The organism is Streptomyces sp. L2, assembly GCF_004124325.1.
GTDB lineage: Bacteria > Actinomycetota > Actinomycetes > Streptomycetales > Streptomycetaceae > Streptomyces.
This window is the reverse complement of sequence record NZ_QBDT01000001.1, coordinates 4,233,017-4,243,020: the sequence shown is the minus strand read 5'-3', so window position 1 is coordinate 4,243,020 and position 10,004 is coordinate 4,233,017. Positions and strand designations below refer to the sequence as shown.

At 71.2% G+C, this 10,004-nt stretch carries 12 protein-coding genes and 1 pseudogene; 5 read left to right on the top strand and 8 right to left on the bottom strand.

Annotation, left to right across the window (positions count from 1 at the left end; genetic code table 11):
* Positions 1 to 46: 46 nt before the first annotated feature.
* The gene (locus tag DBP14_RS36420) at positions 47 to 382 is read left to right on the top strand and encodes a hypothetical protein (RefSeq protein WP_206739298.1); all 336 of its coding nucleotides are present in this window, start codon (positions 47 to 49) and stop codon (positions 380 to 382) included.
* A gap of 72 nt (positions 383 to 454) precedes the next feature.
* Positions 455 to 766, top strand: a complete 312-nt coding sequence (locus DBP14_RS18905; protein WP_241740971.1) for a cold shock domain-containing protein — start codon at positions 455 to 457, stop codon at positions 764 to 766.
* A gap of 54 nt (positions 767 to 820) precedes the next feature.
* Here the strand turns inward: DBP14_RS18905 and DBP14_RS18900 are convergent, their stop codons facing one another.
* A complete protein-coding gene (locus DBP14_RS18900) occupies positions 821 to 1,273 on the bottom strand; it encodes a VOC family protein (RefSeq protein WP_206739297.1) in 453 nt (150 codons plus the stop codon).
* Positions 1,274 to 1,452: 179 nt separating this feature from the next.
* On the opposite strand from DBP14_RS18900, the gene DBP14_RS18895 reads away from it, so the two are divergent.
* On the top strand, positions 1,453 to 2,211 hold the full coding sequence (locus DBP14_RS18895) for a hypothetical protein (RefSeq protein ID WP_129308343.1): 759 nt from the start codon (positions 1,453 to 1,455) through the stop codon (positions 2,209 to 2,211).
* Between the two features lie 107 nt (positions 2,212 to 2,318).
* Here DBP14_RS18895 and DBP14_RS18890 read toward each other — a convergent pair whose 3' ends face one another.
* Both DBP14_RS18890 and DBP14_RS18880 read right to left on the bottom strand, forming a co-directional pair.
* Entirely contained in the window at positions 2,319 to 2,666 is a 348-nt protein-coding gene (locus DBP14_RS18890; protein ID WP_129308342.1) for a hypothetical protein, read from the bottom strand.
* Between the two features lie 369 nt (positions 2,667 to 3,035).
* Complete coding sequence (locus DBP14_RS18880) at positions 3,036 to 3,797, bottom strand: phosphoglyceromutase (protein WP_129308341.1); 762 nt, start codon at positions 3,795 to 3,797, stop codon at positions 3,036 to 3,038.
* Positions 3,798 to 4,313: 516 nt separating this feature from the next.
* On the opposite strand from DBP14_RS18880, the gene DBP14_RS18875 reads away from it, so the two are divergent.
* Positions 4,314 to 5,594, top strand: coding sequence for an MFS transporter (locus tag DBP14_RS18875; RefSeq protein WP_206739296.1), 1,281 nt, complete (start codon positions 4,314 to 4,316; stop codon positions 5,592 to 5,594).
* An 83-nt stretch (positions 5,595 to 5,677) separates the two neighbouring features.
* On the opposite strand, the gene DBP14_RS18870 is transcribed toward DBP14_RS18875, so the two are convergent.
* Positions 5,678 to 5,917: a hypothetical protein gene (locus DBP14_RS18870; RefSeq protein ID WP_129308340.1), complete on the bottom strand. Its 240-nt coding sequence runs from the start codon at positions 5,915 to 5,917 to the stop codon at positions 5,678 to 5,680.
* A 314-nt stretch (positions 5,918 to 6,231) separates the two neighbouring features.
* Positions 6,232 to 6,681 (bottom strand): DUF2000 domain-containing protein, encoded by a 450-nt coding sequence (locus tag DBP14_RS18865; protein ID WP_129308339.1) that lies wholly within the window; start codon positions 6,679 to 6,681, stop codon positions 6,232 to 6,234.
* A gap of 49 nt (positions 6,682 to 6,730) precedes the next feature.
* Between DBP14_RS18865 and DBP14_RS18860 the strand changes: the two genes are divergently transcribed.
* Positions 6,731 to 7,534: an AraC family transcriptional regulator gene (locus DBP14_RS18860; RefSeq protein ID WP_129308338.1), complete on the top strand. Its 804-nt coding sequence runs from the start codon at positions 6,731 to 6,733 to the stop codon at positions 7,532 to 7,534.
* Positions 7,535 to 7,604: 70 nt separating this feature from the next.
* On the opposite strand, the pseudogene DBP14_RS36925 reads toward DBP14_RS18860, so the two are convergent.
* The 3 genes and pseudogenes from DBP14_RS36925 to mshA form a co-directional block, all read right to left on the bottom strand.
* Positions 7,605 to 7,842 (bottom strand): annotated as a pseudogene (locus DBP14_RS36925) (hypothetical protein); the annotation flags it as partial.
* A gap of 14 nt (positions 7,843 to 7,856) precedes the next feature.
* Entirely contained in the window at positions 7,857 to 8,357 is a 501-nt protein-coding gene (locus tag DBP14_RS18850) for a YbjN domain-containing protein (RefSeq protein ID WP_129308337.1), read from the bottom strand.
* Between the two features lie 5 nt (positions 8,358 to 8,362).
* On the bottom strand, positions 8,363 to 9,700 hold the full coding sequence (gene mshA, locus DBP14_RS18845; protein WP_129308336.1) for a D-inositol-3-phosphate glycosyltransferase: 1,338 nt from the start codon (positions 9,698 to 9,700) through the stop codon (positions 8,363 to 8,365).
* Positions 9,701 to 10,004 lie beyond the last annotated feature (304 nt).

Here is a 10,004-nt window from a genome sequence, read left to right as displayed (position 1 = left end):
GGCCGGCGCAGCATCCGGCGACACCGGTGGCCGTTAGCCTGTGCGCGTGACCGACACCGGTGATCGCCAGTCCCCTCCCTTCCCTCCCGCGCTCGCCGCCGCGTTGGCGGCGCCGTTCGACTACGCCGACGGCGAGGGCGTCGACCTCGGCTCCGAGGGCGAGACCGCCGTCATAGCGAGCGGCCTCAACGCCTTCTTGTGGCTGCTGGCCGAGGGCTACGGCCCCTGGGAAGCGGCCACGGTTCATGACCCCGACTGGACCCTCCGCGCCAACCTGGAACTCCAGGCGGTGGCAACCCGGTTCGCGGCCGGCCACCAGCGAGCACGGGCGCATACAGGGGCAGGCCGGCCGTGCCATAGAGGGCCCGGAGTTCGGAGGTAAGCCGATAGAGGTGCTGACGGCCGCAGCGCGCACCGCACGGCGCACCACCGATGCTTCGAGGGAGGACGCGGAGTGTCCGACACCACGTCCACCAAGACGTGTTCCGGCCACGTGCTTGAGTGGCACAACGAGGAAGGCTGGGGAGTCCTCGTCTCCGGCGCCCTCCCCGACCGGGTATGGGCCCACTATTCCGTCATCGAGGCCGAGGGATATCGCGAACTGGCCGCCGGCCAGTCCGTCGCTTTCACGGCCGAGCGGGCGCCACAGGACGAGTACCGCTGGCGCGCCGTGTGTGTCCGGCCCGAAGCCGGAGCAGCACACTCACCCCATACGGACACGCCGCCCGGCTTCTCGTCCGACCTGCACATCGAGTTCGACTCCTGACGCGGCCTCGGCCGACCGACCAGGTCTCCGCGTCACCATGCACGGCAGGCAGGATCACGCCGTCGCGGAAGCCGCGGATGCCGGGCTGTCCGACATGCTCGCCGGGTCCATCCACATGACCTGCCAGCCGTGGCCGTCGAGGTCGAAGAAACTGCGCGAGTACATGAACCCGTGGTCCTCGGGCCCGTCCGCCTCGGTTCCCCCCGCGGCGAGCGCGGCCTCGACCACCATGTCGACCTCGTCCCGGCTCGCCACGCTGAAGCAGTACAGCGCCAGCGCGTGCGTGGCGGGATCGCCCATCGGCAGCTTCGAGAACCGCGCGAACGTCTCGTGATCGAGCAGCATGACGAAGGCCTGCTCACCGACCGGCATGCAGGCGGCCCCCTCACCGGTGAACCTCGGGTCGTAACCGAACCCGAGCCGCGCGAAGAACGCCTTACTGCGCTCGAGGTCCGCCACGGGCATGTTCACGAACAACATGCGACCGGCGTGTGCGGAAGTGGTCATGGTGGGCTCCTAAGGGCCGAGGTCCGATGACGTACACCGGGGTAGACCGGACCGGCCGCCGGAACTCATCGGTGAGGCGAGAGGAGGGGTGCCCGGCCCTCGGGCTTCGTCATCTCGCGTTGTCAGTGGGGGTGGTTACTGTGCACCCGCCGACGAAGGCCACATCCTGGGGAGGGGCTTTGGGAGCCAAGACGGGCTTTCTGGTGTACGCCGACGGTGACGTACCGGGGCTGCTACGAGAAGCGGGGCCGGCGGACCTCGCACGCACGGTCAGCATGATGCGGCTGCTCTACCCGGGCTGGGAGATAGAGGAGAGCGAGGGCTCGACTCTCCCGGACGGCGTATATCCCCCGGAGGGGACGGCCTACGCGGCGAGCTGGCCCGGCCTCAAGGTCATCGGCGACCAGAGGGTGATGATCGACTTTCCTTCCCAGCTCCCGGAACACCTCGTGGCGGCGAGCACCGGCCGACGGCTCGTGCTGCACGCGATGCACAGCGTCGTGGACTGGCTCGCGTTCGCCGTGTGGGAGGACGGCCGACTCGTCCGCTCTCTGAGCCTGTCCCCGGGCAGCGGCATCATGGAGGACATCGGCGAACCGCTCTCCGTCGAGCTGCCCTACTGGGCCGGAGACCGCCCGGCCGACGTCATTCCCTGGCCGGACAAGGACCAAGAACCGTACCCACTGCTGTTCCACCCCTTGGAACTGGGCGAAGACGTACTCCGCGCACTCTGCGGCTTCGTACTGGAGGGCCGCCCCGAGCCGGACGACATCGACACGGACAGCATCCGACTGCACGGCTTCCGGGTCCGGGACCCGCACGGCCCTGATCCCGCCCAGCGAGAAGCGGCGCTGCAGAGGGCCGTGGAAGCCATGGGCCCACCGCGCATCTTCTCTCTCGGCCCTGACGGCACACTCATCGAGCACGACGGCCTGTAGCTTGGGGCTTTTTCGTCCCGGTGCAAATCGGACAAGCCCCGGACCTTCGGCTGAAGCGCTTCTCACAAGCGGCGCCGGCCGGCGGTTGACCGCCCAGGCGCCGGTGGTCAACCCGACCCGGTGGGCGACGACATCCAGGCGAAAGCGTCTGCTGTTCGGGTAGCCAGCGATCTGGTCTGCCAGGAATCGGTGATGTCGGTCCAGCCGTGAAGGCAGGCGCTGCGCGCGCCGTGCTCTGCTGCTTGGTCGTAGAAGACAGTGAACTTGTAGACCCTGCCGTCTTCAGAGATGACTTGGCCGTCCTCGTGGTCGGGGCCCTCCTGCAAGAGGTCGACGACGATCGTTCGGTCCGGGTCGAGCCCTTGGCCCTTCAGAAGCTCCCGCAACCGGCTCCACGGGTCGTCGTCGCCGGCCCTCAGGAGGTCGGTGTACTGAACGACGATGCTTGACACCATGAGCCAATGATCCGTTCGGCTCCTGATGAAGGGAAGGGGGGTGACTGCGTCGCGCCAACGCCCTGCGCACAAATCCGTTGACCGCGCATGGGCGGTATGACACAGGCCATCGCCGGTCCCGAAAAGGCGTGGCCGCCGTCGTCGGGGGTGCATACGCTCCGGTTCGCTGAGGCAGGAAGGCGAGGTGTCCGACGAGGAGCCCACCGAGTACTACACGCTGCTCTGCGACGACCCGTCTCACGAGGTACTGCTCATCGACTGCGGGCCCCGCGGGAAGAGCACGCGGCCCCATCGCCCTGACGGCCCTGAGGCAGCGAAAAGCCCCCTCCCAGCGGAGAAACCGCAGGTAGGGGGCTTGCGCGTGGGCGACTACTTCTTCTTGCCCTGGTTCTTGACCGCCTCGATCGCCGCCGCCGCGGCTTCCGGGTCGAGGTACTTGCCGCCCGGGGTGAGGGGGCGGAAGTCGGTGTCGAGGTCGTAGGCGAGGGGGATGCCCGTGGGGATGTTCAGGCCCGCGATGTCGGCGTCCGAGATGCCGTCGAGGTGCTTGACCAGGGCGCGGAGGCTGTTGCCGTGGGCGGCGACCAGGACCGTGCGGCCGGCCAGGAGGTCGGGGACGATGCCGTCGTACCAGTACGGGAGCATCCGGCCGACGACGTCCTTGAGGCACTCCGTGCGGGGGCGCAGCTCCGGGGGGATCGTCGCGTAGCGGGCGTCGGCGGACTGGGAGAACTCGGAGTCGTCGGCGAGCGGCGGGGGCGGGGTGTCGTAGGAGCGGCGCCAGAGCATGAACTGCTCCTCGCCGAACTCGGCCAGCGTCGCCGCCTTGTCCTTGCCCTGGAGGGCGCCGTAGTGGCGCTCGTTCAGGCGCCAGCTGCGGTGGACCGGGATCCAGTGGCGGTCGGCGGCCTCCAGGGCGAGCTGGGCGGTGCGGATCGCGCGCTTCTGGAGGGACGTGTGGACCACGTCGGGGAGGAGACCGGCGTCCTTGAGGAGCTCGCCGCCGCGGACCGCCTCCTTCTCGCCCTTCTCGTTCAGGTTCACGTCCACCCAGCCGGTGAACAGGTTCTTCGCGTTCCACTCGCTCTCGCCGTGGCGGAGGAGGATCAGCTTGTACGGTGCGTCGGCCATGTGTCAGAGCGTAATCCACGCGTTCGGGGCACCGCGTCGGCCGCCCGGTGGGCGGACAGCCGGCACGGCTTCGGCACGGCTCCGGCAGAGCTTAGGCAGGGCTTCGGCCGGACTTCGGCGGAGTTCCGGCCGGACTTCGGCGGGGCTTCGGCCGGACTTCGGCGGAGTTCCGGCCGGACTTCGGCGGGGCTCCGGACGGGCTTCGGCGGGGCTTCGGCAGGACTTCGGACGGACTCGGACGGGGAACTTCGGCAGGGCTCCGGACGGACTTCGGACGGACTCGGACGGGACTTCGGCAGGGCTCCGGACGGACTTCGGACGGACTCGGACGGGACTTCGGCAGGGCTCCGGACGGACTTCGGCGGGGCTCCGGACGGACTTCGGCGGGGCTTCGGCAGGGCTCCGGACGGGCTCTTAAACGGCTGGCACTCCGTATACCCGCCCTTGTAAGTTGTGCTCACCGGTTGAGCCGCTTACAGCGCCGTACCCTGGCGCCGAGCATCGTGGGGGTCCGTCATGTCCGTCGCCCGACTGAGGGGTGCCGCCCGGGAGACGGTCTCCGGTCTCCCCCGTGCGTTCTGGTGGCTGTGGACCAGCACCCTCGTCAACCGGCTCGGCGCGTTCGTCGCGACGTTCATGGCGCTGTACCTCACCCTCGACCGCGGCTACTCCGCCTCCTACGCCGGTCTCGTCGCCTCGCTGCACGGGCTCGGCGGGGTCGTCTCCTCCCTCGGCGGCGGCGTCATGGCCGACCGGCTCGGACGCCGGCCCACCCTGCTCATCGCCCAGACCTGCACGGCCGTCTTCGTCGCGCTGCTCGGCTTCGTCCACGATCCCGTGTCCATCGCCGGCGTCACCTTCCTCGTCGGCCTGGCGTCCAACGCCTCCCGGCCCGCCGTGCAGGCGATGATGGCCGACATCGTCCGGCCCGAGGACCGGGTGCGGGCCTTCTCGCTCAACTACTGGGCGATCAACCTCGGCTTCGCCGTCTCCTCCATGGCCGCCGGCTTCATCGCCGAGTTCAGCTACCGCGCCGGCTTCCTCATCGAGGCCGGCATGACCCTGGCCTGCGCGATCGTCGTCTTCGCCAAGCTGCCCGAGTCGCGCCCGGCGCCCTCGGCGAAGGGGAAGAGCGAGGACATCGGGCTGGGCACGGTCCTGCGCGACCGGCGGTACATGGCCGTCGTCGGACTGTCCTTCCTCGTCGCCCTCGTCTTCCAGCAGGGCTCGGTCGGCCTGCCCGTCGCCATGGGCCGCGCCGGGTTCTCCCCCGCCGACTACGGTCTGGCCATCGCCGTGAACGGCATCCTGATCGTCGCCCTGCAGATCCCCGTCACCCGTTTCATCGAGCACCGCGACCCGCGCACCCTGCTCGCTGTCTCCTCCGTCCTCGCGGGCTACGGCTTCGGGCTCACCGCCTGCGCCGGGTCGGTCGGCGTCTTCGCGCTCACCGTGTGCGTGTGGACCCTCGCCGAGATCGTCAACGCGCCGACCCAGACCGGGTTCGTCGTCCGGCTCTCACCGGTCCACGGGCGCGGCCGCTACCAGGGCATGTACACGCTGTCCTGGTCCGCCGCCGCCCTGATCGCCCCGCTGATGTCCGGCGCGGTCATCGACCACCTCGGCGCGGACTGGCTGTGGGGGCTGTGCGCGGCCGTCGGCACGGTGGCCGGGCTGGGCTACGCCCTGCTGCTACGGCGCCTGCCGATGGGGGACGAGGCGGGGACGGGCGGCAGGGACGGGAACGGGGAGCGGCCGCACGCCGAGCCGGCGCCGGCACCGAGCCCGGCCCAGTAGCCGATGGATGTGTGAGTACGACGGACGCCCCGCGGTCAGGTGACCTGCGGAGCGTTCGCGTCAGCGGTTCACGCGGCCGGGCGTCAGAGCGCGACCGTGACACCGACCCGGCCGTACCGGCCGGCCACGCCCTCGACCGTGTCCGTGACGGTGTCCAGCTTGGCCAGGACGTCCGCGCTGTTGATCGCGGTGGGCCCGGCGGCGATGCCGGCCTGCGGGCTCAGGCCGCCGGCGACGGTGTCCAGGTCGGCGTCGGAGATCTCGAGGGTCTGAACCTGGGGAGCGGAGTTCATGACGTGACTGCCCTTCGCATGGATGGTCATGGGTGAGACGGAAGGTCCACTTGGGGGGGGTGGAGCGGCCCCGCCGGGGACAGAGCGCGGGCCGCGGCCATGGATCAAACCACGGAGCGTGCCGGGCATCCAGCCAACCGCGGTGACCGGGCGAGCGGTTGGGGCCCTGAGGCGACGAAGGTGTGGGCGGGCCCACCAATCGGGGGCAGCATCTCCACATTCCTCCGCGGAAACGGTGCCACGCGACAGGCCGCCGCCTCTTGCCAGGTCGTCGCCGAAACGGACGACCGAGGACCAACCGCACACGCCCGCACGGCGGTTACGCACACCTTGTGCAGATCCCGTCACGGATGCATCCGCGCCCCCTTCAGCACCTTGTCCACCGCGTTCCGCGGTCCGTAGACCGCGAGGCCGACCAGATCCAGTTCGGCCGTCGGTACGGCACGCACGGCGGCGCGGTTGTCGCGGTCGTTGCCCGTGGCGAAGAGGTCGGAGGTGAAGACCGCGCGGGGGAGGGCGCGGGAGAGGGTCTTGGCGTGCGCCGCGGTCAGCGTCTCCTTGGCGCCCTGGAAGACCAGCACCGGCTGCCGGAACATCGGGAGGTACGGCACGCCGTCCGCGTCCTCGTACGGCTCCCCGATCACCTCGGGCAGCCGGCCGCCCAGGCCGCTGACCAGGAACGCGGTGACGTTGAGCCGCTGCCACGGCTCCAGGTCCTCCCGCAGCAGTACGGCGATCTTCGTGTCGAAGCGGACGGGTTCCCCGGAGGCGTGGGGGTCGCTGTGCGTGTTCATGCGGTGAGACTGCCGGTCGCCGCCGGCCGTCGTCTTGTACGTTCTATACGTGGCCGAGCAGGCGGAAGTCAGTGCCTGGCGCCCGCGGGTCCCGGGTGTCGTGGAGGTCTTCCACGCCCACTTCACCGAGTACGCCTACCCGATGCACGTCCATGACGCCTGGACCCTGCTGATCGTCGACGACGGGGCCGTACGGTACGACCTCGACCGGCACGAGCACGGCACCCCGCACGACACCGTGTCGCTGCTGCCCCCGCACGTGCCGCACAACGGCTCACCCGCCACCCCTCACGGCTTCCGGAAACGGGTCCTGTACCTGGACGGCAGCCGGCTCGGGGACGATCTCATCGGGCCCGCCGTCGACGGCCCCGATCTGCGCGACCCGGTGCTGCGGCGCCGCGTCGGCCAGGTGCACGGCGCGCTCGCCCGGCCCGGCGACGAGCTGGAGGCGGAGAGCAGGCTGACGCTCGTCGCCGAGCGGCTGCGGGAGCACCTGCGGCGCCGGGAGGCCGGCGGCGCGGGCGCGTTCCGGCGGGATCCCGTCCTCGCGCGCTCCTTGCGGGAACTCCTCGACGAGCACGTCGTGGACGGGCTCGTCCTCGCCGACGCGGCGACGCTGCTGCACGCCCATCCCGTGCACCTGGTGCGGGCGTTCAGCGGTGCGTACGGCATCGCCCCGCACCAGTACCTGATGTCCCGCCGGGTCGGGCGGGCCCGGCGGCTGCTGCTGGCGGGGCGGAACCCGGCCGAGGTGGCGGCCGAGACCGGGTTCTACGACCAGGCCCACCTCACCCGCCACTTCAAGAAGCTGGTCGGGGTGACGCCGGGCCGCTACCGCTCGCGGGCGCGCTGAGCGCCGTACCGATGACGCCAGGCACGGTTCGGCGAAGGCCCGCTGAGCCTCGTACCGGTGCGCCCGGGCGCTACTCGTCGAGGGCGCGCTGGGCCTCGTGCAGGTTGCCGGGGTGGACCGTGTTCGTCGTGGCGTACAGCTGGAGGCGGGAGTGGAGGTCGCCGGGGACGTCGGGGACGTCGGTCTGGCCGAACTCGTGGACCGGACAGGCCCTCGACGTTGATGCCGTGCAGTTGGGTGTCCGGCGGCGCCGGGACCGTGCGCTGCTCGACGGTGCAGTCCTCGATCAGGTTGTCGTGCGAGCCCTGACCGGCGGGTGGGGTCAGTCCGTCGGGCGTTCGGTCAGATGCTTGAACGCTTCCAGGTTCCGCGTCGACTCCCCCCGCGACACCCGCCACGCGTACTCCTTGCGGATCGCGGAGGCGAAGCCCAGCTCCAGCAGGGTGTTGAAGGCGCCGTCGGCGGCCTCCAGGACCTGGCCGAGGAGCCGGTCGAGTTCCTCGGCGGTGACGGAGGCGAGGGCGATGCGGGCGGTGACGTAGACGTCGCCGAGCCGGTCGACGGCGTAACTCACCCCGTACAGCTTGAGGTTGCGCTCCAGGAGCCAGCGGTGCACGCCCGCCTCGTTCTCGTCGGGGTGGCGTACGACGAACGCGTTGAGGGAGAGGGAGTGGCGGCCGAGGCGGAGGGAGACGGTCGTCGACAGCTTGCGGGTGCCGGGCAGCTTCACGACGTACGTGCCGGACTCGGGGCTCTCCCACTCCAGCTCGGCGTCCCCCAGGACACCCTCGACGACGCCGGCGGCCTTCTCCACCTCACTCATGGTCATCACCCATGGTGGGAGCGTACGGCACGCCGGTGGGACTGGGTCGCGGCCGTGTAGACGTCGGCGGTGGCGGCGGCCGAGGCGTCCCAGCCGAAGGAGCGGGCGTGGCGGGCGGCGGCCTCGCCCATACGGGCCGGCAGGGCGGGTTCGTCGGCGAGCCGGCCCAGGACGCGCGCGTAGTCGGCCGGGTCGTGCCCCTGGACGAGGAAGCCGGTGTCGCCGTCGCGCACGGCCACCGGGAGCCCGCCGACCGAGGCCGCGAGTACCGGCGTCCCGGCCGCCTGCGCCTCGATGGCCACCAGCCCGAAGGACTCGCTGTATGACGGCATGACCAGCACGGACGCGGCCCGGAACCAGTCGGCGAGCTGGTCCTGCCCGACCGGCGGCCGGAACCGTACGACATCGGCGATGCCGAGCCGCGCGGCGAGCTTCTGCAGTCCCTCGGGCTTGGCGAGGCCGCTGCCGCTGGGGCCGCCGACGACGGGCACGACGATCCGCGAGCGGAGTTCCGGGCGCTCGTCCAGCAGGACCGCGACGGCCCGGAGCAGCACGTCGGGGGCCTTGAGGGGCTGTATGCGGCCCGCGAAGAGGGGGACGAGGGCGTCCTGCGGCAGGCCGAGGCGGGCGCGGGCGGCGGCGCGGCCGTCGCCGGGGCGGAACCGGTCGAGGTTCACGCCGGGGTGCACCACGGCGACCTTGGCGGGGTCGGCGCCGTAGTGCCGGACGAGCTGGTCGGCCTCCTCGGCGGTGTTGGCGATGAGCCGGTCGGCGGCGGCGACGATCTGGGTCTCGCCGATGACCCGGGCGGCCGGTTCGGGGGCGTCGCCGACGGCGAGGCTGGCGTTCTTCACCTTGGCCATGGTGTGCATGGCGTGCACCAGGGGGACGCCCCAGCGCTGGGCGGCGAGCCAGCCGACGTGCCCGGAGAGCCAGTAGTGCGAGTGGACCAGGTCGTAGTGACCGGGGCGGTGGCCGGCCCACGCCTGCATCACCCCGTGGGTGAACGCGCACAGCTGGGCGGGGAGTTCCTCCTTGGCCAGGCCCTCGTAGGGGCCCGCGTCGACGTGCCGGACGAGGACGCCGGGGGCGAGTTCGACGGTGGGTTCGAGTCCGCCCGAGGTGGCCCGGGTGAAGATCTCGACCTCGATGTTGATCGCGGCGAGGCGCTGGGCGAGTTCGACGATGTAGACGTTCATGCCCCCGGCGTCGCCGGTGCCGGGCTGGTGGAGCGGGGAGGTGTGCACGGAGAGCATGGCGACGCGGCGTGGCCTGCGGTGCAGCCGGAGCAGCGCGGGTGCCGCCGAAGCGCGACGCCCGAGCCTGCTGACGTACTGGCTCACGTGGCGTTCCTCCTTGGCTGCGGGCATGCCTGCCGGAGGACCGACCGCGCCCTCCGGGAACTCCAACAGCGGGCGGGTGCCCGCGCATTTCCGGATCACTTCCGGGACCGGCGCCTTTACCGAATCCTGACCTTGACTCGCTCAACCGTTCGAGGGGGGTGGCGTCCGCAGGGCCCTTCCGAGGCGTTTACGGGGCACCCGTGACCATTCCTTCTCCTTGCTTTGACCTGCTGGGGATGCATCGGCTTCCGGTGCGTCCTCCACGCGGCCTTCGGCCGAGCGCTCGACGACTCCCAGCCCGGCG

Bases quoted from the DNA above. Each gene is read 5' to 3' on its own strand.
- DBP14_RS18870 (WP_129308340.1), bottom strand. From the start codon at position 5,917: ATGACCATCCATGCGAAGGGCAGTCACGTCATGAACTCCGCTCCCCAG.
- DBP14_RS18850 (WP_129308337.1), bottom strand. From the start codon at position 8,357: ATGAGTGAGGTGGAGAAGGCCGCCGGCGTCGTCGAGGGTGTCCTGGGG.
- DBP14_RS18865 (WP_129308339.1), bottom strand. From the start codon at position 6,681: ATGAACACGCACAGCGACCCCCACGCCTCCGGGGAACCCGTCCGCTTC.
- DBP14_RS18890 (WP_129308342.1), bottom strand. From the start codon at position 2,666: ATGGTGTCAAGCATCGTCGTTCAGTACACCGACCTCCTGAGGGCCGGC.
- DBP14_RS18875 (WP_206739296.1), top strand. From the start codon at position 4,314: ATGTCCGTCGCCCGACTGAGGGGTGCCGCCCGGGAGACGGTCTCCGGT.
- DBP14_RS18880 (WP_129308341.1), bottom strand. From the start codon at position 3,797: ATGGCCGACGCACCGTACAAGCTGATCCTCCTCCGCCACGGCGAGAGC.
- DBP14_RS18900 (WP_206739297.1), bottom strand. From the start codon at position 1,273: ATGACCACTTCCGCACACGCCGGTCGCATGTTGTTCGTGAACATGCCC.